The sequence below is a fragment of the Xanthobacter sp. DMC47 genome, from assembly GCF_056313845.1.
This window is the reverse complement of sequence record NZ_JBQUZM010000004.1, coordinates 244,907-268,554: the sequence shown is the minus strand read 5'-3', so window position 1 is coordinate 268,554 and position 23,648 is coordinate 244,907. Positions and strand designations below refer to the sequence as shown.

At 69.3% G+C, this 23,648-nt stretch carries 24 protein-coding genes and 1 tRNA gene; 10 read left to right on the top strand and 15 right to left on the bottom strand.

Annotation, left to right across the window (positions count from 1 at the left end; all coding sequences use genetic code 11):
- Position 1 precedes the first annotated feature (1 nt).
- From ACT54R_RS13045 to ACT54R_RS12995, 11 genes are all read right to left on the bottom strand, one after another.
- Positions 2–394, bottom strand: a complete 393-nt coding sequence (locus ACT54R_RS13045) for a RidA family protein (protein ID WP_476326906.1) — start codon at positions 392–394, stop codon at positions 2–4.
- Complete coding sequence (locus ACT54R_RS13040; RefSeq protein ID WP_476326904.1) at positions 395–1,240, bottom strand: alpha/beta hydrolase; 846 nt, start codon at positions 1,238–1,240, stop codon at positions 395–397.
- A 15-nt stretch (positions 1,241–1,255) separates the two neighbouring features.
- Positions 1,256–1,969 (bottom strand): ABC transporter ATP-binding protein, encoded by a 714-nt coding sequence (locus ACT54R_RS13035; RefSeq protein ID WP_476326902.1) that lies wholly within the window; start codon positions 1,967–1,969, stop codon positions 1,256–1,258.
- On the bottom strand, positions 1,962–2,735 hold the full coding sequence (locus ACT54R_RS13030) for an ABC transporter ATP-binding protein (protein ID WP_476326900.1): 774 nt from the start codon (positions 2,733–2,735) through the stop codon (positions 1,962–1,964). The genes ACT54R_RS13035 and ACT54R_RS13030 overlap by 8 nt, the downstream gene beginning before the upstream one ends.
- The gene (locus ACT54R_RS13025) at positions 2,732–3,703 is read right to left on the bottom strand and encodes a branched-chain amino acid ABC transporter permease (RefSeq protein WP_476326898.1); all 972 of its coding nucleotides are present in this window, start codon (positions 3,701–3,703) and stop codon (positions 2,732–2,734) included. The genes ACT54R_RS13030 and ACT54R_RS13025 overlap by 4 nt, the downstream gene beginning before the upstream one ends.
- A gap of 34 nt (positions 3,704–3,737) precedes the next feature.
- On the bottom strand, positions 3,738–4,619 hold the full coding sequence (locus tag ACT54R_RS13020; protein ID WP_168456726.1) for a branched-chain amino acid ABC transporter permease: 882 nt from the start codon (positions 4,617–4,619) through the stop codon (positions 3,738–3,740).
- 177 nt (positions 4,620–4,796) lie between these two features.
- Positions 4,797–5,732 (bottom strand): hypothetical protein, encoded by a 936-nt coding sequence (locus tag ACT54R_RS13015; protein WP_476326896.1) that lies wholly within the window; start codon positions 5,730–5,732, stop codon positions 4,797–4,799.
- 1 nt (position 5,733) lies between these two features.
- A complete protein-coding gene (locus ACT54R_RS13010) occupies positions 5,734–6,687 on the bottom strand; it encodes a ferritin-like domain-containing protein (RefSeq protein WP_476326894.1) in 954 nt (317 codons plus the stop codon).
- A 28-nt stretch (positions 6,688–6,715) separates the two neighbouring features.
- Complete coding sequence (locus tag ACT54R_RS13005; RefSeq protein ID WP_476326893.1) at positions 6,716–7,906, bottom strand: ABC transporter substrate-binding protein; 1,191 nt, start codon at positions 7,904–7,906, stop codon at positions 6,716–6,718.
- 91 nt (positions 7,907–7,997) lie between these two features.
- Positions 7,998–8,819, bottom strand: a complete 822-nt coding sequence (locus ACT54R_RS13000; RefSeq protein WP_476326891.1) for a GntR family transcriptional regulator — start codon at positions 8,817–8,819, stop codon at positions 7,998–8,000.
- Between the two features lie 256 nt (positions 8,820–9,075).
- The gene (locus ACT54R_RS12995; protein WP_476326889.1) at positions 9,076–9,564 is read right to left on the bottom strand and encodes a GFA family protein; all 489 of its coding nucleotides are present in this window, start codon (positions 9,562–9,564) and stop codon (positions 9,076–9,078) included.
- A 179-nt stretch (positions 9,565–9,743) separates the two neighbouring features.
- Here ACT54R_RS12995 and ACT54R_RS12990 point away from each other — a divergent pair, with 179 nt between their 5' ends.
- The 10 genes from ACT54R_RS12990 to chrA all read left to right on the top strand — a co-directional run bounded on the left by ACT54R_RS12990 (position 9,744) and on the right by chrA (position 20,694).
- Positions 9,744–10,211 (top strand): hypothetical protein, encoded by a 468-nt coding sequence (locus ACT54R_RS12990; protein ID WP_476326887.1) that lies wholly within the window; start codon positions 9,744–9,746, stop codon positions 10,209–10,211.
- A 63-nt stretch (positions 10,212–10,274) separates the two neighbouring features.
- Positions 10,275–11,558 (top strand): TolC family protein, encoded by a 1,284-nt coding sequence (locus ACT54R_RS12985; protein ID WP_476326885.1) that lies wholly within the window; start codon positions 10,275–10,277, stop codon positions 11,556–11,558.
- Complete coding sequence (gene ihpB, locus ACT54R_RS12980) at positions 11,555–12,541, top strand: divalent metal ion exporter adaptor subunit IhpB (RefSeq protein ID WP_476326883.1); 987 nt, start codon at positions 11,555–11,557, stop codon at positions 12,539–12,541. The genes ACT54R_RS12985 and ihpB overlap by 4 nt, the downstream gene beginning before the upstream one ends.
- 27 nt (positions 12,542–12,568) lie before the next feature.
- Entirely contained in the window at positions 12,569–15,775 is a 3,207-nt protein-coding gene (locus ACT54R_RS12975) for an efflux RND transporter permease subunit (RefSeq protein WP_476326881.1), read from the top strand.
- Between the two features lie 18 nt (positions 15,776–15,793).
- Complete coding sequence (locus tag ACT54R_RS12970; protein ID WP_476326879.1) at positions 15,794–16,171, top strand: hypothetical protein; 378 nt, start codon at positions 15,794–15,796, stop codon at positions 16,169–16,171.
- Positions 16,172–16,446: 275 nt separating this feature from the next.
- Positions 16,447–16,716, top strand: a complete 270-nt coding sequence (locus ACT54R_RS12965; protein WP_476326877.1) for a hypothetical protein — start codon at positions 16,447–16,449, stop codon at positions 16,714–16,716.
- Positions 16,717–16,739: 23 nt separating this feature from the next.
- Entirely contained in the window at positions 16,740–17,147 is a 408-nt protein-coding gene (locus tag ACT54R_RS12960; RefSeq protein WP_476326875.1) for a hypothetical protein, read from the top strand.
- Between the two features lie 151 nt (positions 17,148–17,298).
- The gene (locus ACT54R_RS12955) at positions 17,299–18,345 is read left to right on the top strand and encodes a DMT family transporter (protein WP_476326873.1); all 1,047 of its coding nucleotides are present in this window, start codon (positions 17,299–17,301) and stop codon (positions 18,343–18,345) included.
- A 128-nt stretch (positions 18,346–18,473) separates the two neighbouring features.
- Positions 18,474–19,295 (top strand): chromate resistance protein ChrB domain-containing protein, encoded by an 822-nt coding sequence (locus ACT54R_RS12950; RefSeq protein ID WP_476326871.1) that lies wholly within the window; start codon positions 18,474–18,476, stop codon positions 19,293–19,295.
- A gap of 10 nt (positions 19,296–19,305) precedes the next feature.
- Positions 19,306–20,694, top strand: a complete 1,389-nt coding sequence (chrA, locus tag ACT54R_RS12945) for a chromate efflux transporter (protein WP_476326869.1) — start codon at positions 19,306–19,308, stop codon at positions 20,692–20,694.
- Positions 20,695–20,921: 227 nt separating this feature from the next.
- Here the strand turns inward: chrA and ACT54R_RS12940 are convergent.
- The 4 genes from ACT54R_RS12940 to ACT54R_RS12925 all read right to left on the bottom strand — a co-directional run bounded on the left by ACT54R_RS12940 (position 20,922) and on the right by ACT54R_RS12925 (position 23,617).
- Positions 20,922–20,998, bottom strand: a tRNA-His gene (locus ACT54R_RS12940).
- Between the two features lie 169 nt (positions 20,999–21,167).
- Positions 21,168–21,368, bottom strand: a complete 201-nt coding sequence (locus tag ACT54R_RS12935) for a hypothetical protein (protein ID WP_168456792.1) — start codon at positions 21,366–21,368, stop codon at positions 21,168–21,170.
- A gap of 49 nt (positions 21,369–21,417) precedes the next feature.
- Positions 21,418–22,377 (bottom strand): PDR/VanB family oxidoreductase, encoded by a 960-nt coding sequence (locus ACT54R_RS12930; RefSeq protein WP_476326867.1) that lies wholly within the window; start codon positions 22,375–22,377, stop codon positions 21,418–21,420.
- 100 nt (positions 22,378–22,477) lie between these two features.
- The gene (locus ACT54R_RS12925) at positions 22,478–23,617 is read right to left on the bottom strand and encodes an NAD(P)H-dependent flavin oxidoreductase (protein WP_476326865.1); all 1,140 of its coding nucleotides are present in this window, start codon (positions 23,615–23,617) and stop codon (positions 22,478–22,480) included.
- Positions 23,618–23,648: the final 31 nt, after the last annotated feature.

The following is a 23,648-nucleotide window of genomic DNA, read 5'->3' as shown; positions in this document are numbered from 1 at the left end:
ATCAGGCCGCGGCGACGGCCACGGCCTCGATCTCGAAGCGCCATTCGGGACGGGCGAGGGCGGCGGCGATCACCAGGGTGGAGGCCGGCTTGTTGCCCTTGAGCAGCTCGGTGCGCAGCGGACCATAAGCAGGATAGTCCGCGGGATCGGTGAGGAAGGCCGTGACCTTGGCGAGGTCTCCGAGCCCCATGCCGGCCGCTGCGAGCACCTGTTCCAGATTGGCGAAGGCGGCACGCACCTGCCCCTCGAAATCGGCGGGCACCTGTCCCGAGGCATCGATGCCCACCTGTCCCGAGATGTAGAGCGTGCGTACCGGCCCGCCCGCGAGCACGGCGGGGCTGTAGGGCAGGGCGGAATCGGCCGAGGTGGCGAGCATGGGCGAGAGGACGGTCATTCAGGCCTCCGAAGGGCGGGCGAGGGCGAGGATCGCGCGGGTGAGCGGATCGGTCCCGTCGGCCAGGGGATCGAGCAGGGTGAAATGGTTGCGCCGCGGCGGCTCCAGGGACTGCACGGCGCCGCCGCGCGCCGCCCACAGCTCGGCGAAATCGCGGCTCCAGCACTTGAAGCCATCCGTCTCGTCCCCGCCCACGGCGCACAGGAACGGCGTCAGCCGGGCATGGGACGGCAGGTCGCCGAGGCGCAGCAGCGGGCTCGCCGCCGCCGCCTCCGCCGCGGAGAGGCGGAGGTCGGCATTGATGGAGGTGTGCCGGAGGGGGCGCAGGTCATACACGCCGGACAGCCCGGCAAGGGCACAGATGGGGCCGTCGCCCCGCTCCGCCTGATCGAGCGCCAGCATGGCGGCGAGCTGCCCGCCCGCCGAATGGCCGGCCACGACGATGCGGGAGGGGGCGAGGGTGTCCACCACCCAGCGCAGCGCGAGGCGCATCTCGTCCACGATGTCGGCGACGCGTACGCCGGGCACCAGATCATAGGTCGGTGCCACCAGCGTCACCCCGGCGGCGATTGAGGGACCGGCGATGAAGGAGACATCGGACTTGTCCAGCGCCCGCCAGTAGCCGCCATGGATGAAGAACAGCACGGGCGCCCCTTCGCCCGCCGGGAACACGTCCAGCAGACAGCGCGGCCCGGGGCCGTAGCGCTGGTCCAGCCGCCAATGGCCGGTGGCGCGCAGCGCGGCGCCGAGGCGGCGATGGCCGTCATAGACGCTCTCGCGCTCGGGATGCCGGCGGCGCAGGGCGTATTCGGCTTCGAGCGCGGGATCGATGAGGGTATGCGGCATGGGATTTCCGAAAACTCACAGGCCGAGATAGGCGGCGCGCACGCCGTCGTCATGGAGCAGATCCGCGCCCGCGCCGTCGCGGACGATGGCGCCCTCGGCGAGGACATAGCCGTGGGCGGCGCTGCGCAGGGCCATGCTCGCATTCTGCTCGGCGATGAGGAGGGACATGCCCTCGGCATTGAGGCGGCGGATGGTGGCGAAGATGTCCTGCACCACCTTGGGCGCGAGGCCCATGGAGGGCTCGTCCAGCAGGAGCAGGCGGGGGCGGCCCATGAGGGCACGGCCGATGGCGAGCATCTGCTGTTCGCCCCCGGAGAGGAGCCCCGCCGCCTGCCGCCGCCGCTCGGCGAGGCGCGGGAACAGCGCGAACACCATGTCGAGGTCGGCGCCGACACCCTGCGCCCGGCGCGGCCACAGCCGGCGGAAGGCGCCCATCTCCAGGTTTTCCTCCACCGTCATGGGCGCGAACACCCGCCGCCCCTCCGGCACCAGCGCCAGCCCGCGCGAGAGCCGGGCCGAGGTGGAGAGGTGGGTGATGTCCGCGCCGTCGAAGAAGATGCGCCCGGCCGTGGGGCGGATGAGGCCGGCGAGGGTGCGCAGCAGCGTGGTCTTGCCCGCGCCATTGGCGCCGATGAGGCAGACGGACTGCCCACGCGCCACCTTTAGGGAAACCGTGTGCAAAACTTCCGTGCCGCCATAGCCGGCGACGAGGCCTTCCACCTCAAGCATCGGCCGCCTCCTCGCCGAGATAGGCGGAGAGCACCTCCGGGTGGCGACGGACGTCCTCCGCCGTGCCCTCGGCGATGCGGCGGCCGTTGCTGAGCACGAGGATGTCGTGGGAGAGCGACATGACCATGCGCATGTTGTGCTCCACCAGCAGCACGGTCATGCCGTCGCCGTTCAGCCCGCGAATGGTCTCGGCCATCCTGTCCGCCTCGGCGTGGGGAAGGCCCGCGGCAGGCTCGTCCAGCAGCAGCAGGCGGGGCTCGGAGGCGAGCGCGCGGGCCAGCTCCAGCACCTTCATCTGCCCGAAGGCCAGCGATCCCGCCGGCGCATGGGCCTTGGCGGCGAGGCCGAAGCGCTCCAATAGGGCCATGGCGGCGGCCTCCATCGCCCGTTCCTCGGCGCCCACGGACGGGACGTGCAGGAGGGCAGAGAGCGTGGTGGCCCGGCCGCGCAGATGGCGGCCCACCATGACGTTCTCCAGCACGCTCATCTCGCGAAAGATCTGCAAATTCTGGAAGGTGCGGGCGATGCCGCGCCGGGCGCGCGCGTGGGTCGGCAGGCGATCGATGCGTGCGCCGTCGAAGTGGATGGCCCCCTCGGTCGGCGGGGTGACTCCGGCGATCATGTTGAACAGGGTGGACTTGCCGGCACCGTTGGGGCCGATCACCGCCTTGATCTCCCCGGCCTTCACGCGGAAGGAGAGATCATCCACGGCGGTGACGCCGGCGAAGCGGCAGGTGAGGTTTTCCACTTCCAGAAGATCGCTCATGCGCGCCTCCTGCGGATGAGGCCGGCCAGCGCAGCCGGCACGCCGGCAAGGCCGCGGGGGAAGAGGATCAGCACCACCAGCAGGCCGAGGCCGAACAGCATCAGCTCGGCATCCTCGTAATCGAGCAGGATCTGGGGCACGGTGGTGTAGATCAGCGCCCCCAACATCGGCCCGTAGAAGGTGCCCGCCCCGCCGATGGCGACCATTACGAGGAGCATGATGGAGGGCGCGATGCCGAAGGTTTCCGGCGAGGCATACTGGTTGATGTGGACGTAGAGGCTGCCGGCGATGCCGGCCATGCCGGCGCTGAGCACGAACACGGCGAGCTTGGTGCGGAAGCTGTCGATGCCCAGCGACTGCGCGCCCAGTTCGTTCGTCGCCACCGCCCTTATGCTGCGGCCGATGCGCGAGGCGAGGAGATTGGAGATGGCGAGCATCACCAAAAAGGCCACCGCCCAGGCGAGCGGGAAGGCCTTCGCCTCGGTGTCCAGCGCATGGCCGAAGACCGAGAAGGGCTCGACGCCGAGCAGGCCGTTGGGCCCGCCCGTGAGCCCCACCAATTGGGTGAAGAAGACGACGAGGATGGCGTTCCACCCCAGCGTCGCCATGGCGAGGTAATGCCCGCGCAGGCGCAGCGCGGGGATGCCGATCAGCAGCGCGCCGAGCCCCGCGACGACGGCCGCGGCCGGCAGCCCGAGGAAGGGCGGCACGCCGTAGCGCACGTTGAGGATGCCGCTCGCATAGGCGCCGAGGCCGAAGAAGCCGGCGTGGGCGAGAGAGATCTGGCCGCCATAGCCCATCAGCAGGTTGAGCGAGGCGATGAGCACCAGATTGATGAGAGCGAGGTTGGCGAGGGAAATCCAGTAGGCGTTCGGCACCACGAAGGGCACCGCCGCCAGCGCCAGCCACACCAAAGCGAGGCGTGCATGGCGGGAGAGGCCGCGCCGGGGCAGGCGGCTGTGGGTCATCGGTCCGGTCTCCGCCCCCATGCTCGCCATGGCCTCACACCTTCACGATGTCGGCCCGGCCGAGCAGGCCGGAGGGGCGGACGAACAGGATGAGCAGCAGCACGGCAAAGGCGATGGCATCCTTGAAGGCGGAGGAGATGTAGAAGCTGCCGAAGGCCTCCAGCAGCCCCAGCGCCAGCCCGCCCACCACGGCGCCCGGCAGGCTGCCGAGCCCGCCCAGCATGGCGGCGCTGAACCCCTTGAAGCCGAACATGGCGCCCTGGTCGTAGGAGGCGAGGGTGAGCGGCGTGACGATGGCCCCGGCCAGCGCGCCCGCCAGCGCCGCGATGCCGAAGGAGAGCAGCACGGTGCTTCCCACGTTCACCCCGACGATGGCCGCCGCCTCCCGGTCCGCCGCCGCGGCGCGCAGCGCCTTGCCGAGGATGGTGCGCTCGAAGAAGGCGTGCATCACCACGAGGAAGGCGAGGGTGATGGCGATGATCCAGAGCGTCTGGCTCTGGATGCTCACCCCGCCGAACGAGAGCGCGGTGTTGCCGGAGAAGCCGGCGTAGCCCACCGGCTTCTTGCCCAGCACCAGCATCACGAGGCTGCGGCTGACGATGGAGAGGCCGATGGTGACGAGGGTGATGACGAGGGCGTCCGGCTTCTTCAGCGGCTGCACCGTGAGCCGCTCGGAGAGAAGGCCGACCATGCCCACCAGCACCACCGCCGTCACCACCGCGAGCCCGATGCTGGAGAAGGCGCCGATGAGAAGGGCGGTGACCATGCCGCCCATCACCACCCATTCCCCCTGCGCGAAATTCATCGCGCCCGTGCTCTTGAAGACCACGTTGAAGCCGAGCGCCACCAGCGCATAGACGGCGCCCGTGCCGATGCCGGCGGAGAGGACCTGGAGGAGGGCGGTTGCGGTCTGCATGAGGTGACGGCCAGCCTTCGGCGCCTTGCGGAAATGATGGCCCCGAAGGGGCATGAAGATCCCGGCCGCCGCGCTCCGGAAGGATCAGGGCTTCCCCCCGATGGGCGCGGACGGCCGGGACAGGTTCGGGTTAGGCGCAGGGCCCGCCCGTTTCCTCGGAACGAGATGTCCGAGGGGTCAGAAACTGCGCATGCGGTTGGTCTCGAACAGGGGAACCACCACCCCAAGTTCCGCGAGGCGCGTGCGGGCATTGCCGGCGAAGGTCGCGAGCGCATCCTCTTCCGCCGCGCGGGGTGCCCCGCCGAGACCGGCTTCGGCCGTGATCGCATCGGCTTCCGCCTCGGCCGCGGCGTGCTCGGGGGCGAGCCAGGGGCAGTGATAGCCCTTCAGCACCACGTCCCGCACATAGTCGGAAAGCTCGGCCGCGATGGTCTCGCGCTCCGCCCTCGTCCAGCCCTCCGCCTTCGCGGCGAGATAGAGCCAGCCGAAGGCGGCGTGGCGCTCCTTGTCGGCGATGACGAAATCGAGCATGGACTGCACGGTCGGGTTGGTGGCCGCGGCGCGCCAGGCCTTGGTCAGCTCCAGCTCCAGCCCGTCCTCGAAGGCGGCGTGGGCCGCCACATAGGCATCGAGCAACTGGCCCGCATCCATCACGCGGCGGTGCAGGTGGCGGTTGAACACCGCCTCATAGGCCTTGGCGGCAGGGCGGGCGAGGCGGCCGCCGAAGGCTTCGGCGATCTTGTCGTAGCACTCGACGTGCCAGGCTTCCTCGGTGTTGCGGGTGGTGAGGTAGAATTTCGGGTCGATCTCCCGGCCCACCTCCATGCAGAAGCGCACGATGAGGGCCGGCGTCTCGGTGAGGCCGGTGGCCTCGGTCCACACCCGCCGGCTCCAGGTTCGGCGGGCGGCGGCGCACACCTCCTCTGGATAGCTTTCCGGATTGAGCGCGCTCCAGTCCACGTCGCGGTGCGGGTTCCAGCGGCCGGCCTTGCCCGTGTCGTAGAGGGCGCGGATTTCCGGCAGCGTCACGTTCATCTCGAGCGGGAAACGACGCTCGACCAAAAGCCGCACCGGCGGCAAGGAGGGCTCGGCCCGCGTGGCGTGAAGCGGCATGTCAGATCGTCCCGAGCTTGGGATGCGTGAACGGGGGTAGATCGATGCCCAGCGCCCGCATCTGCTCGCGGATGCGCTGGACGGTGGCGATGAACACCGGCTTCTCCACCTCTTCCACGGTGGAGCCGAGGCCCGCCTCGTAGGTGATGCGGTCGGCTTCCACCTCGGCGCTGGAGGCGGGGTTCTCCGGTGCCAGCCACGCGCTGTGGTAGCCGTTCAGCTCCACCTTCTCCATCATGGTGATGACGGCATCCTCGATCATCTTCTTCTGCTCGGGCGTGAGCTGTTCGCAGATGGCTTCGAGGAAATACCAGCCGAAGGCGCAATGCCGGCTTTCGTCGCGCATGATGTAACGCACGATCTGCTTGGCGACGGGATCGTGGGTGACGTCGTTCAGGTGCTTGAACACGTCGAAGGCGATCTCTTCCGCCGTGCAGACGAGGGCGGCGATGATGCCCTCCAGCGGGACGTCGGCATTGAGGGCGGCGCGGCGCACGCCGTGGGTGGAAACCGAGCCCTCGAACAGCTGCTGCACCGGCTTCTCGATATAGCCGCCGAGCTTCTCCGCCATGGCATGGCACGCTTCGGCGTGGCGCGCCTCTTCCTGCGAGCGGATGGTGAAGAAGAGCTGCATGTCGGAGGGGCGGTTCTCCACCCCGAACCGCACCTGCAGCGCCGGGCTCTCGGAGATGGCGCCGTATTCGCTCCACGCTCGCCGGCTCCAGTAGAGCCGGGCCGCGTAGCGCTGTTCCTCGGTGTATTTCGACGGATCAAGTTGGTCCCAGTCCACGTCGGTCTTGGGGTCCCACTGGTTCCGCGTCGCCGCGTGGAACAGCTCGCGGATGCGCGGCAGATCCGAATTGAAGGTCAGCGGAAAGCGGTCCTCGGGGGCGTCCAGCAGCGTCTGGACCACCTCGAACGCCTGCTCGGCGGACATGTCTCGCGAAAGGGCCATGGCTGTTTCCTCCCGTTGATGGTTCCCGTCAGGCGTAGTCGGCGAGGTTGAAGCGGCCATCGCGCCAGTTCACCAGCACGATGTCCTGCTTGGAAAGGCCGGAATGGCGCTCGGGCGAGAAGGTGAAGACGCCGGAGATGCCGGGGAAATCCTTGATCTGCTCCATGCCCTGGCTGAGCTTGGAGACATCGCCCCCCACCTTCTTCAGCGCCTCGCGGGCGAGCAGCGCCGCGTCGTAGGATTCCGCCGCATAGATGCTGGCGGGACGCTTGAAGCGCGCCTCATAGGCCTTCATCAGCTTGAGGATACCGGCCTTGAGCGGGTCGCTGTCCGGCAGCTGGTCGCCCACGGGCAGTTTCAGGCTGGCGAGGAGCAGGGTGTTGGCGGCGTCCCCGGCGAGCTTCATGTAGTCGGCGGAGACGAACCCGTAGCTGTGGATCAGCGTCTTCTTGTCGAGGCCCAGCTGCTGCGCCTGCTTGAGGAAGACGACGCCGGCCGGCGTCACCGTCCAGCAGATGATGGCCTCGGCACCGGCATCGCGGATGCGGGTCAGCTGGGGCATCATGTCGGTGTCGGAGGGGGCGAAGGATTCATACATCACGTCGAGGCCGCGCTTCGGCCCGACGATCTTCATCTGCCCCACCGCGCCTTGGCCGAAGCCCGACGTGTCGGCGATGAGCGCCACCTTCTTGATTTTCTTCTTGTCGAGATAGTCCGCGATGCGCTCCAGCACGTCGCCGTCATCCACCGTGCTCTTGAACACATATTGCCGCTCGGCCACCGGCGTGACGATGGCGAGCGCGCCCTCGGACGAGATGAACGGCACCTTGGTGGCGTTGGTGATGGGCGCCATGGCGAGGGCGATGCCGCTCATGTTGCCGCCGCTAAGGATCACCTCCACCTTGTCCTGGCTGATGAGCCGGCGGGTGGCGGTGATGCCCTTCTGGGTCTGGCTCTCGGCGTCGTAATAGGTCCACTCGATCTTGCGGCCGCCCATGCCGCCGGCCGCATTGAACTCGTCCACCGCGAGTTCGAGGCCCGCCTTCATGTCCTCGCCGAGGAAGGCCGCCGGTCCGGTCACGGAGAGGATGGAGCCGACGCGCAGCGGCTCGGCGGCGCGGGCGGCACTGCTCCACAGGCCGGCCACGGTCCCGGTGCCGGTGGCCGCGAGGGCGGCGGCGGGCACCATCTTCAGGAAGCTGCGTCGTCCGAACTGCACTTCTGGCCTCCTCTGGAAGGGCGCTTGGTGCGCCTCGTTCATCGTGCGCCGGACGGAATGCCCGGAGCGGAAACGGCTGCGGGCGCGGCGGTCAGTCGTCGTGGACGCCGCTGCGGTCGATATCGGCAGCGGGGCCGCCGTCGCGGGAGAGGGGGACGCTCAGCGAATAGCGCACGAGATCGGCGCGATGCACCGTGTGGCCGGACAGAGCGAGGCGCCCGGTGGCGTCGCGATAGCTCAGCGCACGGATCAGCACCGGCGCGCCCTTGGCGAGGTGCAGATATTCCACCTCCTCCGGTCCCGCGACGCCCGCCTCAATGGTGAAATCGCCGGTCTTCAGGTCCACCGCCTGCCACAGGCGGTGGAGGGGCGAGCCGTGCACCGCCTCTTCCGTCCAGTCGGTGGTGAGGTCGGCCGGCAGATAGCGATAGTCGATGGCGAGCGGCACCCGGGCCGCCGCGCGGAGGCGCTTGATGAACAGCACCGGCGCGCCGACCTCGGTCTCGAGGCTTGCCGCGATGGTTTCGTCCGCCGCGATGCGCTCGAAGGCGAGCACGGTCGCCTGCATGGGCATGCCGGTGGCGGCCCACTGGTTCAGGAAATCCATGCCCGGATTGAAGCGCTCTTCCAGCTTGCGCACGGCGACGAACGTGCCGAGGCCGCGGCTGCGGGTGAGCAGGCCCTCCTGCACCAGTTCCGCCACCGCCTGCCGCGCGGTGTCCCGGCTGACCGAGAACATGGCGCAGAGCTGCTCGTCCGAAAAGAAGCGCCGGTCGCCCTGGTCCCACTTGAGGATGAGGCCGATGAGCCGCTGCTTGATCTGGGCATAGAGCGGCAAAGGGGAGGCGCGATCGAGGGGCGGGAAAGGCCCTTCGGCGTCCAGTGCGGCAACGCTGGTTAACGTCTCGGACATGGTGCGAAACCTGCTGCGTAACCTTGGCGCCGGAGCCGGACCGAGCGTGCTCCAGTCGGCTTTATATGAATGTAGGATCAAGCATACATTTCACGCAACAGCTTTCTGCGTCCCGGCTGGCGAGCCGGCACGGCGGCCTCGAAGCCGGCCTGATTTTCGTGGCCGCGAATGGCGAGGGGCGGGGAGCGCGAGGCTGGGGAAGGCTGCCCGAGGGGATCACGCCCGAGCCATGCCGTTGGGACGCCCGCCGTCCTCCCTATTCGCTGAGAAGGTTGTGCCGCCTGTGCCACGCCTCAAGGGATTCGCCGGGCCAGGTGCCGCTTCGGACGTGATCTGGCCCGTTCGGCACATCCACCCAGTGTGGTGCATAGTCCAGGCCTGCTTCCACCACCTCGGGCGGCTTCGGCAGCGGCGTATCGATCGCCGACGCGTGGGGGTGGATAAGCTCCGGCCATCGTGGATCCCAAAGCCACAATGCGCTTCCGCATTCCCCGCAGAAGTTTCGTTCGGCCGGTGATCGCGTTGGCCGGCGGCCGGGCTCGCGAAGGCGCGCATGGAACGCCTTCACATGCTTGCGCCCACGAACCTTCAGGCTCTGCGCCTTCGCCCCGAGATTTATCGCGAAGCCGCCACTCCCGGCTGTCTTTCTGCAGATGGAGCAGTGGCAGTGCATGAAGGGGACCGGGCAGTGAGCCTCCACGGTGAACCGGACGGCGCGGCAGTGGCACGAACCTTCGAGACGCATGGTTTGCTCCCATCAACAACGGGAAAAACGCTCGGGACGGGATTGCGTTGCCGGCTGGCCCATCGCGAGAGGGCGCCCCGGAACACACGCTGAACCCGCAGCGCATCATTCTCTATCCGAGGCGGAAAGAAGCCCATCGATGTTGCGCCCGACATCGACTGGACGGAGGTGGCTTGACGATGTCACCGTGCTTGACATTCGAGGTGGGGTTGGGCTCTCTCCTCGCCATGCTCCGAACCTCGGCATGGCAGTTTGCACGTTTGTGGTCGCTGGCGCTGCGCCGGTTGATCGCGGCCTGCGTCGTGCTGTCCATGGTTGCGGCCCCCGTCGCCGCCGGGCTTCTCACCCATCATTCGGACGATCTGGACAGCCCCGCTTTCGCGGAGGCCGTGGCCGTTGCGGACGCTGCGGTTCCGCCGGCGGCTCAACCGGATGTGACCGCGGACAGCGCCAAGAGCGGCGACGCCGCCCAGCAGAAGCATGTCGTGCCCGCCGCAGACCATGATTGCCATGGCTGCGCTGCCGTGCTCCTCCCCGCCGCCGTTGCCACCCGGCTGACCGAGGTGGTGGCTGTGACGGGCGCCCCCAGCCCGGCCTTCGGCTCCGGCCGCGCCATTCCCGCCGACCCCCGCCCCCCGCGCGCCTGATCCCCTCTGTTCGCGCGCCGATGCCCTGCATCGGCCCATCGCAATCAGACTCCGGATCAGATCATGCCGCCCCGTGCAAACGGGCAGGCTCTCGCGCTCGCGCTCGGGGCAGCATTCGCGCTGCTTTCCGCTCTGCCCGGCCGCGCGGAGACCCAACGCCCGCTGACCCTTACCAGTGCCCTCGCGAGCGCGCTCGCGGCCAATCCACGGCTGACCGCCGCCGAGCGAGACATCGGCATGGCTGCCGGCCGCGACCGGCAAGCCGCGGCGCTGCCGAATCCAAACCTCTCACTGGAGGTGGACAACGCGTTCGGCTCAGGGCCCTACCAGGGGCTGGACCTTGCCGAGCAGACGCTTCAGATCAGCCAGCTGGTCGAGCTGGGCGGCAAGCGGGAGGCCCGCATGGGGGCCTCCGGCGCCGGCGTCGGCGTCGCCCGGTGGGAGCGCGAGGCCATCCGCCTGCAGGTGCTGGCGGAAACGACGGCCGCCTTCACCGGCGTCCTCGGGGCGCAGCAGCGGGTCAACATCCTCCAGGCCCAGGCCGAAGCCATCGGCCGGCTCTCGCCCCTTCTCCAGCAACGGGTGGAAGCGGGCGCATCCTCGCCGTCCGAAATCTCCCGCGCCCGGGTGGCGGCCGATTTCGCGCGGGTGGAGCTGGACCGCGCAAAGGCGGCCCTCGGCACGGCCCGGCGGGAGCTGGCGCTCCTCATGGGCCTCGGCGCCGCGAACTTCTCCCGCGCCACGGGCAATCTGGTGCGGGTGGCGCCCCCGCCGCTGCTGCCGCAGCTGCTGAAGTCCGCTCAGGGCAACCCGCAGCTCACCCGCTTCACCGCCCTTCAGGCCCATCGGCGCGCCGAGCTGCGCTCCGCCCAGGCGAAGGCGGTGCCGGACGTCACACTCGGCGTCGGCTACCGGCACTATAACGAGACCGCCGACAGCGGGATGATCTTCACCCTGTCGGTGCCCATCCCGCTGTTCGACCGCAACGAGGGCGGTATCAGCGAGGCGCGGGAATCCCTCCTCAGGGCGGAGGCGGAGGAGCAGATCGCCCGCAGCGCGCTGGTGTCCCAGCTCGGGCGCGCCCACGACCAATTGAAGGCCGCCTTCGACGAAGTGGCGCTGCTGCGCGGCAGCACCATTCCCGGCGCGCGCAGCGCCCATGAAGGGGTCGAGACCGGCTACGCCCAGGGCCGCTACACGCTGCTGGAACTGCTCGACGCGCAATCCGCCCTCACCGACGCATCCCTGCGCGAACTCGACGCGCTCGTCACCTATCACACCGCGCTCGCGACCATCGAAGGCCTCACCGGCCGCCCCGTCGCCTTCGCCAAGGGAAAATCCAAATGAGCCGCTCGGCCCGACGGGACCTCGCGATGCTGCTCGTCGGCCTGCTGGCCGGAGCGGGTGCCGCCTACACATTCTCGGACCGCGCCGCCCCGGTGGGCGGCAGCCATGCGGCGGAAGACAGCCACGCCGAAAAGGCGGAAGGCGGCCACGGCGACAGCCATGGCGAAGGCGCCGTGGAGCTGGACGACGCCAAGCTCGCTGCCGCCGGCATCGGCTTGGAGACGGCCGCTCCCGGCACCCTGCGGCAGACGCTCCGGCTCAACGGGCTGGTGCAGACCAACCAGGAAGCCCTCGTCCAGGTGACGCCGCGCTTTCCCGGCATCGTCCGCGAGATCCGCAAGCGCATCGGCGACACCGTGCAGAAGGGCGACGTGCTCGCGGTGATCGAGAGTAACCAGAGCCTCACCAGCTACGACCTGAAGGCACCCATTGCCGGCACCGTGGTCGACAGGCAGGTGGCGCTCGGCGAATACGCCTCCGAGCAGAAGCCGTCCTTCGTGGTCGCGGACCTCTCCACCCTGTGGGTGGATCTCTCCGTCTACCGGCGCGACTTCGCCCGCGTGCGGGTGGGCGACGCGGTGGCCATCGACCCGGACGACGGTGCGTCGCCCATCGTCGGCAAGGTCTCCTATGTCTCGCCCATCGGCTCGGCGGACACCCAGTCGGCTCTGGCGCGGGTGGTCATTCCCAACGACGGCCTGCGGCTGCGCCCGGGGCTGTTCGCCAGCGGCACCATCACCCTCGCCGAGCAGCCCGTGGACCTCGCGGTGCGCGTCTCGGCCCTGCAATCCATCGAGGGGCGCACGGTGGTCTTCGTGCGCAACGGCGACGCCTTCGAGCCCCGCGACGTGGAGACCGGCGCGCGCGATGGCACGTTCGCCGAGGTCGTGTTCGGCCTCATGCCGGGCGACGTCTACGCGGCGAGGAACAGCTTCGTGGTCAAGGCGGAACTCGCCAAGGGGAGCGCCAGCCATGAGCACTGAGCCGTTCCTCCGGCGGGAGGGCACGCGATGATCGACGCCATCCTCGCCTTCTCCATCCGCCAGCGCTGGCTGGTGGTTCTCGCCTGCCTGATGGTGGGCGCTTTCGGCGCGTGGAACTTCACCCGCCTCCCCATCGATGCGGTGCCGGACATCACCAACGTCCAGGTGCAGATCAATACCCAGGCGCCGGGCTTCTCGCCGCTGGAGGTGGAGCAGCGCATCACCTTCCCGATCGAGACCGCCATGGGCGGTCTGCCGGGGCTCCAGTACACGCGCTCGCTCTCGCGCTACGGGCTCTCGCAGGTCACCGTGGTGTTCCGCGACGGGACGGACATCTACTTCGCGCGCCAGCTCGTCAACGAGCGCATCCAGCAGGCGAAGGACCAGCTCCCGCAAGGCGTCGAGACCGCTCCGGGCCCGATCTCCACCGGCCTCGGCGAAATCTACATGTACACGGTCGAGGCCAAGCCCGGGGCGAAGAAGCCGGACGGCACGCCCTTCACCCCCACCGAGCTGCGCACGATCCAGGACTGGATCATCAAGCCCCAGCTGCGCACCGTGCCGGGGGTGGTGGAGGTCAACACCATCGGCGGCTACGAGCGGCAGTTCCACGTGCTGCCCGATCCAGCCCGGCTGATGGCCTATTCCATCTCGTTCCGGGACGTGATGACCGCGCTCGCCGCCAACAATGCCAATGTCGGGGCGGGCTATATCGAGCGCAACGGCGAGCAGTATCTGGTGCGCACACCGGGTCAGGTGGCCGGCGCCGACGACATCCGCGACATCGTCATCGGCTCGAAGGGCGGCACGCCCATCCGCATCGGCGACGTCTCGGAGGTGCGCGAGGGCCGGGAGCTGCGCACCGGCGCCGCGACCTTGAACGGCGAGGAGGTGGTGCTCGGCACCACCATGCTGCTGATCGGAGAGAACAGCCGCACCGTCGCCCAGCGCGTGGCGGCGCGGTTGGAGCAGATTTCCCGCTCCCTGCCGGAAGGCGTCGTCGCGCGCGCCGTCTATGACCGGGCGCATCTCGTGGAAGCCACCATCGCCACGGTGGAGAAGAACCTCGTCGAAGGCGCGCTCTTCGTCGTCGTGGTGCTGTTCGTGCTGCTCGGCAATTTCCGCGCGGCGCTGGTGACGGCCTGCGTCATCCCGCTCTCCATGATGCTCACCATCACCGGCATGGTGGAGAACAAGGTCAGCGCCAATCTCATGAGCCTCGGCGCCATCGACTTCGGCATCATCATCGACGGCGCGGTCATCATCGTCGAGAACTGCCTGCGCCTTCTCGCAGAGGAGCAGCACCGGCGCGGCCGCCTGCTGACGCGCGCGGAGCGCTTCGAGACCATCCTCGCGGGCTCGAAGGAGGTGATCCGGCCGAGCCTGTTCGGCACGCTCATCATCGCCGTCGTTTACCTGCCCGTGCTCACCCTCACCGGGGTCGAGGGCAAGATGTTCACGCCCATGGCCATCACGGTGCTGATGGCGCTGGGGGCGGCGGCGCTGTTCTCCATGACCTTCGTGCCGGCGGCGGTGGCGCTGCTTGTCACGGGCAAGGTCTCGGAGCACGAGAACTTCATCATGCGCGCGGCGCGGCGCCTGTACACGCCGCTGCTGGACGCCGCCATCAACCTGCGCGCTCTCGTGGCCGTCGGCGCGGCGGTGCTGGTGATCGCGTCGGGCGTCGCCGCCTCCCGCATGGGCGGCGAGTTCATCCCGAGCCTCGACGAGGGCGATGCCGCCATCCAGGCCCTGCGGGTGCCCGGCACCAGCCTGACCCAATCGCTGGAGATGCAGCAGGCGCTGGAGAAGGCTTTGCTCGGGGTGCCGGAGGTGCGGGAGGTGTTCGCCCGCACCGGAACGGCGGAGGTCGCGACCGACCCCATGCCACCCTCTATCTCCGACGGCTACGTGATGCTGAAGCCCCGCGCCGAATGGCCGGATCCGGGCAAGCCGAAAACCGCGGTGATGGAGGACATCGAGAAGGCGGCAGAACGGGTGGCGGGCAGCAATTACGAGCTGTCGCAGCCCATCCAGCTGCGCTTCAACGAGCTGATCTCGGGCATCCGTTCCGACGTGGGTGTGAAGATCTTCGGCGACGATCTCGACACGCTGCTCCAGGTGGCGGGGCAGGTGGAGGCCGTCATGCGCACCGTCCCCGGCGCCGCCGACGTGAAGAGCGAGCAGGTCTCGGGCCTGCCCATGCTCACCGTGGCGCTGAACCGGCCGGCCATGGCGCGCTACGGCGTGAGCGTGGCGGAGGTGCAGGAGCTGATCGAGATCGCCGTCGGCGGGCGCGAGGCCGGTGTCCTGTTCGAGGGCGACCGGCGCTTCGACATCATTGTCCGTCTGCCGGAGAACCTGCGCACGGACGTGGAGGCGCTGCGCGACCTGCCGATTCCCCTGCCGCCGGCCGCGGCTGCGCCGGAACGGGCAGTGCGCGCCGCCTGGACGCCGGCCGCCACGGGGCAGATCCGCTATGTGCCGCTCTCGGCCATCGCCAGCCTCTCGGTGTCGCCGGGGCCCAACCAGATCAGCCGGGAGGACGGCAAGCGGCGCATCGTGGTGAGCGCGAACGTGCGCGAGCGGGATCTCGGCTCCTTCGTCTCCGAGGCCCAGCGGCAGGTGGCCGAGAAGGTCCGGCTGCCTGCGGGCTACTGGATCGGCTGGGGCGGGCAGTTCGAGCAGCTCGTGTCGGCGACGCAGCGCCTCGCCATCGTGGTGCCCATCGCGCTGCTGCTCATCTTCCTGCTGCTGTTCATGAGCTTCGGGTCGATGGCGGATGCGGCGCTGGTGTTCTCCGGGGTGCCGCTGGCGCTCACCGGCGGGATCGCGGCCCTGGCCCTGCGCGGACTGCCGCTCTCCATCAGCGCCGGCATCGGCTTCATCGCCCTGTCCGGCGTGGCGGTGCTGAACGGCCTCGTCATCATCGCCTTCATCCAGAAGCTGCGGGCGGAGGGGCGCGACATCGTCACCGCCGTCCGGGAGGGGGCGCTGACGCGCCTGCGCCCGGTGTTGATGACCGCGCTGGTCGCCTCCCTCGGCTTCGTGCCCATGGCCATCGCCACCGGCCCCGGCGCGGAGGTGCAGAGGCCGCTCGCCACCGTGGTCATCGGCGGCATCGTCTCCTCCACCATTCTCACCCTGCTCGTGCTGCCGGCGCTCTACGTCCTCTTCCGGCGCGAGCCCAAGCCCGTCGCCCCGCCCGAACCCGCGGCGGCGGCATCCCATTGACCCCAAGGAGAAAAACCCATGCTCAAGAGCCTGATCGTCGCCCTCAGCCTTCTCGCCGCCGGCCCGGCCCTCGCGCAGCACGCCCACGGCGCCCAGAAGGGGCCGAACGGCGGCCCCATGGAGGACGTGGCGGGCGTTCATGTGGAGTTGGTCGTCGCCGGAGAGGCCGTGACCTTCAATCTCCTCGACGAGGCGGGCAAGCCTCTCAGCGCCGCCGGTTTCACCGGCTCCGCCATGGTTGCGGCCGGGACCGAACGCAAGACGCTGCCGCTCGCTGCCGCCGGCGAGACCCTCTCCGGGAAGGCGGCCGCGCCGGTCGCCAAGGGCGCCACCGTGACCCTGCTCATCAAAACGCCGGCGGGGAAGTCCGGCCAGGCGAAGTTCACGGCGCCGTAGGACCCACCGATGGCACGGCATCGAAGGCTCGGCCGCGCGGCTGCGGCCGTCGCCGCCTTGCTCGGCCTCGGGTCGCCGGCGCTCGGCCTGGACCCGCGGCCGAGCACCTATCGCGAAAGGGCGAAGCACGACTTCCGTGACGTGCAGCTCGGCCTCGCGCATCCCGCACCCGAAGGGCGCAGCAGACCTGTCGTCCCTCCGGCCACGGCCGCTCGGTCCCGCTGGCCGGCCACCGTCCCCAGCACTCCCGCTACACCCATCACGAAAGGCACGCCATGAAAGGCATGCGCTACACAAGTCTCATCTGCCTGGCTCTCGGCAGTCTTGCCGTGGGCCCGGCCCTCGCAGACGGCATCCAACCCGCGCGGCCGGCAAGCGCCTCGGACGCCGGCTGCGAGCACGGCAGCGCCGGCGCGCACAACCTCTTCTGCGCGAAGACCAAATCGGAGTGCATCAGCAGCAACCGCGCATTCCGGCCGCACGAGATCACCCATTGCTCCATGCGCTACGACCAGTGCATGCGGGTGTGGGGCACGGCCAAATGAGGGCCGTCCCATCCTCAGGGTGGATGCTGCGTTCCGTCGGCGCGCTCGCAGCCCTTCTTGTGCTCGCGCCGGCACAGGCGAGCGAGAGCCACAGCGAGCGCGATCTGGTCCAGGCCTTCACCCTCCAGAATCTCGCCGTCTATTGCGGCCAGTTCACGCCTTCGGCCCTGTCCCAGACGGTCGGCAAGGACGGCGGGGTCAACGGACTGGCTCATCACGTGAAGACGGAAGCCGCAGCCCAGCTCCCGCAGGAGGACGCGGATCGCCTCGTTCGGCGATCCGCCGACGCGGCGCGCGCCATCGCGCTGATGGCGGTGCGCAGCCATTACGACGCCGATCGTGGCGTGGAAACCGCCCGCATCACCCAATGGTGCGACGCTGCCGTGGTGCCTGAGGTGCGCCGGCATGTCGAATCCCATGCGGCGGAATAGCGAGGCTGAACCCGAACGGCTGCTGGGAAGCGTTCCTTCGCGTTGACCATGCCGCCGAGGATCTATCTGTGCGCATAATGGGCGTATCGGCACCCACCGTTTCACACCCCATACCACCAGCGGATAGAAGTGCTCCCAAGGGGAGATAACCATGAACGTCGGGATCATCTTCGGTCTGCTGTCCGCCCTGCTGTTCGGCGCGAGCACGCCGCTCGCCAAGCTGCTTCTCGGCGCCGTCGACACGTGGATGATGGCCGGCCTTCTCTATCTCGGGGCAGGTGCGGGCCTCGCCGCTGTCCACCTGTCCCGGGCCGCGCTTCGGCTGCCGGCGGTGGAAGCGCCGCTGCGAAAGATCGACGTGCCATGGCTCGCGCTGGTGATTCTCGCGGGCGGCATCCTCGGCCCCTTGCTGCTCATGTTCGGCCTCGCCCGGACCGATGCCGCCAGCGCATCCCTTCTGCTCAATCTGGAAGGCGTGGCGACCATGGCCATTGCCTGGCTCGCCTTCCGTGAGAATGTGGACAGACGCCTCCTTCTGGGCGCGCTCGCCATCCTCGCCGGCGCCGCGCTGCTGTCATGGCAGGGCCGGGCGACGCTCGACCTCGGAGCCGCGCTGACCGCGGGCGCGTGCCTGTGCTGGGGCATCGACAACAACCTCACCCGGAAGCTCTCCTCCGCCGATCCGGTGCAGATCGCCATGCTCAAGGGCCTCATCGCCGGAACCATCAATCTCTTGATCGCCCTCGGCCACGGAGCCGCCTTTCCCGCGTTGGGGATCGTGGGGGCGGCCGCGGTGGTCGGCTTCTTAGGCTATGGCGTCAGCCTCGCCCTGTTCGTGCTCGCACTGCGCCACCTGGGTGCCGCGCGCACCGGCGCCTATTTCTCGCTCGCGCCGTTCGTGGGCGCGGTGCTCGCCATCGCGCTGCTCGGCGAGGCACTGACGCCCCAGCTCTTGATCGCGGGCCTGCTGATGGCACTCGGCCTCTGGCTGCACCTCTCCGAACAGCATGAGCATGAGCACGCCCACGAGGCGCTGGAGCACGAGCACCGCCACCGCCACGACGCGCACCACCAGCACGCCCACGATGCGGACACGCCCTCCGGCGAGCCGCACAGCCACTGGCACCGGCATGTGCCGATGATGCACCGGCATCCGCACTACCCGGACATCCATCACAGGCACGGACACGGCGCGTAAGCCTTCTGCGGGGTTGCGCGTGGATCAGCGGTCTGGCTAATCTGTCCCCAAGGGGCTCCCGCGATTGCCCCGTGAGGCGCCAGCCTGAAATCGCGTCCTTTCTCCCCTCTGCCCAGGGATGGACGCTCGTGCCTTCAAACACTGAAATCACCGTGGCGCAGCTCGGTCGCCTCGTCGGCCTGCCGACCGCGCCCGTCATCATCGACGTGCGCACCGACGACGACTTCGCCGCCGACCGGCGAATGCTGCCGGCGGCCCTTCGGCGATCCCATGCGAACGTCGCGGAATGGGGCCCCGCGCTGGCGGGACGAACGGTCGTCGTGGTCTGCCAGAGGGGCCACAAGATCAGCCAGGGCGTGGCCGCGTGGCTTCGGATCCAGGGCGTTGCGGCGGAAACGCTGGAAGGCGGCTTCGCGGCGTGGCGGGACGGCGGCGGCGTGCTCTTCTCCGAGGCCGCCCTGCCGCCGCGCGATGCGGCGGGGCGAACGGTCTGGGTCACGCGCGCCCGCCCGAAGGTGGACCGCATCGCCTGCCCCTGGCTGATCCGCCGCTTCATCGATCCCGACGCGGCCTTCCTCTATGTCGGTGCCTCCGAGGTCGAAAGCGTGGCATCGACCTTCGGCGCCGCGCCCTTCGATATCGACGGCGCCTTCTGGAGCCACCGCGGCGACGGCTGCACCTTCGACACCATGATCGCGGAGTTCGGGCTCAGGTCCCCCGTCCTCGACCACCTCGCGGTCATCGTCCGCGCCGCCGATACGGCGCGGCTCGACCTGTCCCCCCAGGCGGCAGGCTTCCTCGCGGCCTCCCTCGGCCTCTCCCGCATGTATCGGGACGACCTGCAGCAGCTCGACGCCGGCATGCTGCTTTACGACGCCTTCTATCGCTGGTGTCGGGACGCCGTGGAGGAAACCCATAACTGGCCTGCGGGCCAGCAGAAGCAGGGCTGAGGGGCGCGCCATGACCATCACCCTGGAAACGAGCGGCCCGGCCGCAGCACCCGCGCGCCCGACGTTCCGCGAGGCCGTGAAAGTCTGGGCCAAGATTGGCTGCCTGAGCTTCGGCGGCCCGGCCGGGCAGATCGCGCTCATGCACCGGGAACTGGTGGAGGAGCGCCGCTGGATCGGCGAGCAGCGGTTCCTGCACGCCCTGAACTATTGCATGCTCCTGCCCGGCCCCGAGGCGCAGCAGCTCGCCACCTATATCGGCTGGCTCATGCACCGAACCGCGGGCGGGCTGGTGGCCGGCCTTCTGTTCGTGCTGCCCGGCGCCGTCGTGATGCTGGCGCTCAGCATCCTCTATGCGCTGTACCGCCATGTGCCGCTCATCGATGCCGCTTTCCTCGGCGTGAAGGCGGCCGTGCTGGCGGTGGTGGTGGAAGCGCTGCTGCGGATCAGCCGTCGCGCACTGAAGAATCGCCTCATGGTGGCGATTGCCGGCCTCGCCTTTCTGGCCATCTACGTCCTGCACATCCCGTTCCCGCTCATCATCCTCGCCGCCGGCCTCGCCGGATGGGCGGGCAGCCGAGCGGCGCCGGAGCTGTTCCAGGGCGCCGGCCACGCGGGCGCCAAGGCCGATACCCATGGCGTGGTGGACCGGATGTTCGAGCGTGGGGAAATGGCCCATGCCGAGCCATCGCTGCGGCGGGCGGCCGGCATCATCGCGGTCTGGCTGCCCCTGTGGCTCGGCCCGGTCGTTGTGCTGTGGGCGACCTTCGGCAGCGACAGCGTGTGGACGCAGATCGGCTCCTTCTTCAGCCTGATGGCGGTCGTCACTTTCGGCGGGGCCTATGCGGTGCTCGCCTATGTGGCGCAGGCCGCGGTGGACGGCTTCGGCTGGCTCGCGCCCGGCGAGATGCTCGACGGCCTCGGCCTCGCCGAAACCACGCCCGGCCCCCTCGTCATGGTGCTGCAGTTCGTCGGCTTCCTCGCGGCCTATCGTGCGCCCGGCGTTCACAATCCGATGCTGGCGGGGTGCCTCGGCGCCCTGTTGACGCTCTGGGTGACCTTCGCGCCGTGCTTTTTCTGGATCTTCCTCGGCGCGCCCTACGTGGAGGCCCTGCGCGGCAACCGCGCGCTCGGGGCGGCCTTGTCCGCGATCACGGCGGCGGTGGTGGGCGTGATCCTGAACCTCGCCTTGTGGTTCGCCATCCATGTCGTCTTCCGGCAGGTGGTGAGCGTGGACTGGCACGGCATCGGGCCGGATCTGCCCGTGCTCTCCTCGATTGACTGGCGTGCGGCCGCGCTCTCCGCGATGGCCATGCTCGCCATGTTCCGGCTGAGGCTCGGAATGCTTCCGACGCTCGCCGCATGCGGGTTGGCGGGGGTGGTGCTCTCGGTATTGGGCTGAGGCCGCGGCCTGTCGGAATGGCGCCGCCGGTCGCCGGAGAGTGTCACGTTCTCCTGCTCGGATCCTCAGCAGGGAGGGCAGGGGATTCGCTGCGGCGAGGTCAACGGGGCGGCGGGGCGCGCACGACCCGCATCGCGGCTGTTACCGGCAGCCACTATCCCGTGGGGACAAAAGCTTGCAGCTGCGTCCCGTCCGGCGATCAGTCACGTATCGTGGAGACGCTTCAATGGTACAGGTGGGTGGGCTCGAACCACCGACCTCCGGTTCCACAGACCGGCGCTCTAACCAACTGAGCTACACCTGCACGGCTCCGGCGCGTCGGGGCGCCGGAAGAGAGGGCGGAACCTACGCGGGGCGCTCCGCAATTTCAAGGGGGCGCAAGCCGCTGGCCACAGCGGCATTGTGCGCAGGGTAAAACCGAGCACCGGCGCGGCTTCGCGCCGGGTCGGCCCGGCGCGAAGGGGGCTGCGGCTTCAGTTGGCCCGGGAGGGGACGTCCTCGTCCTGCACCAGCTCCTCCACCTTGGTCATGATGGAGACCCAGGTGCGATGCTCCTCCACCTTGCCGCCGATCTCGAAGCTCTCGGCCATGCGGTGGGCGAAGGCGACGCCCTCCGGCCCGTATTGCTCGGCGATGATGAAGGCGGTGCGCCAGACATCTTCCTCGGTCACCATGGGTCTCATCCTTCCTTCGCTCCGGGGCAGCATGCGCGAAGTGGAATTGTCACAAATCCAACACCAGCAGGTCGCCTTTGGCACGCGAGACGCAGGCCAGGAACCAGCCCTGTTCCTTCTCCTCGGGCTTCAGGCGCTTGTCGCGATGATCGACCTCGCCCTCCAGCACCTTCACCTTGCAGGTGCCGCAGGCGCCCTGCTCGCAGGAGGTGGGGATCTTCACGCCCGCTTCTTCCATGGCGGTGGAGACGGAGCGGTCGCCGGGGATCTTGATGACCTTGCCGGTGGACGCGATCTTCACGTCGAACACCTTGTCCAGCAGCGGGGGCGGCGCCTTGCCGGTGAAGCGCTCCACATGGATGCGGTTGACGCCGAAACCCTTCTGCTGGGCGCTGGCGATGATGGGATCGAGCCACCAGTCCACGCCGCACAGGAAGAGGTGCGTGTCATCGGGCCGGTCCGAGAGCAGGTTCGCGGCGTTGAGGCGGGGCTCGGTGGCCTCGAAATAGAAGGTGGTGTTGGCGGCGAAGGCCGACGCCTCGATGGTGGACTTGAACGAGCCCGGCGAGCCGCCCGCGAAGAGGTAATGGAACTCGAACGGGATGTTCTTCGCCTTGAGATGATCGGCGATGGAGAGGATGGGCGTCGCGCCGATGCCGCGGGCGAACAGCAGCGCGCGCTTGGTGTCGCGCGGCACGGCGAAGCGGTTGCGCGGCGTGCCGACGGCGAGCCGGTCGCCCTCGTTCACCTGCTGGAACAGGGCCTTGGAACCGCCGCGGCTGTTGGCGTCCTTCCACACGCCGATCACGTAGCGATGGCGCTCGCTCTCGCTGTTGATGAGCGAATACTGCCGCACCAGGCCGCCGGGGATGCTCACATCCACATGGGAGCCGGCGGTGAAGGCCGGCAGTTCGCCGCCCTCGGCGGGGACCAGCTCGAAGGAGGCCATGTTTTCGGCCTCGATCGTCTTCTTGGCCACGATCACCGGGCTCAGGGCATCGTCCGACATCGCATCCTCCAAACCATCCGCACAGGAACGCTGATGGAGGAGGTGCAAACGGGAGGCCAGTTTCGCTGCGGTGCGGGAGGTGGTGTCCCCGTGTGGCGGCTCAGGCGAGCCGCGCCAAGGCCTCCGTGGCTAGCTTGTGCGTGAGGTCCGTGGCCGGCAGGCGCGGGCTCAGGGCTGCGGACTGGCCGCACCAGAGGTTGGTGAAATCGTCCCGCCCCTCGACTTCCGCCTTCGCGCGCAGCGGGGCGAGGGCGCCGCCGGAGGTGGGGAAGGCCGAGGCCTCCGGCGCGATGGGGCCGATCTCGCGCATGACGCGGTTCATGATGCCGCGCGCTGGGCGGCCGGTGAAGATGTTCGTGAGGGCGGTGCTCTCGTCGGTCGCCGCCTCCAGCGCGGCGCGATGCACGGCGGGCACCTTCGCTTCCGGCGAGAACAGGAAGGCGGTGCCGATCTGCACTGCCGACGCCCCTAGCGCCAAAGCCGCCACGATGCCCCGCGCGTCGGCGATGCCGCCGGCGGCGATCACGGGCACCTTCACCGCATCCGCCACCTGCGGCACCAAGGAGAAGGTGCCCACCTGCCGGGCCACGTCCTGCCAGGCGATGGGCGTCTGGGAATAGTCGCCGCCGAGGAAGAGGGCGCGATGGCCGCCGGCCTCGAACCCCATGGCGATGATGGCGTCGCAGCCATGGTCCTCCAGCCAGCGCGCCTCGGCGACGGTGGTGGCGGAGGAGATGATCTTTGCGCCCGTCGCCTTCACCCGCGCCACAAGGTCCGGCGCCGGCAGGCCAAAGTGGAAGCTCACCACTTCGGGGCGCACCTCTTCCACGACGGTGCAGAAGGTGTCGTCGAACGGCGCGCGGGAGGGGGAGGGGACGCTCGCAGCGGGGTCGAGCCCGGCCTCGACATAATAATCGGCCAGCCGCGCCCGCCAGCGCAGCGCCCGCGCCGGATCATCCTGCGGCGGGGTGTGGCAGAAGAAGTTGAGGTTGAGCGGCTTGCCGGGGAGGCCCGCGCGGATCTTCGCCACCGCCGCCTTCAGATCGTCCGGCGCGTACATGGCGCAGGGCAGGGAGGCGAGGCCGCCGGCCGACCCCACGGCGACGGCAAGTTCCGGCGAGCCGGGGCCGGCCATGGGGCCGAGCAGGATGGGGTGCTCAATGCCGAACAGATCAACGATGCGCCGATCCGGCCAGCGAGCGGCGGCGTGAGCGGGAGCATCTGGCGTGGCGGCGGTCATGGCGTTGTCTCCCGAGGGGTTGCCGCCATTA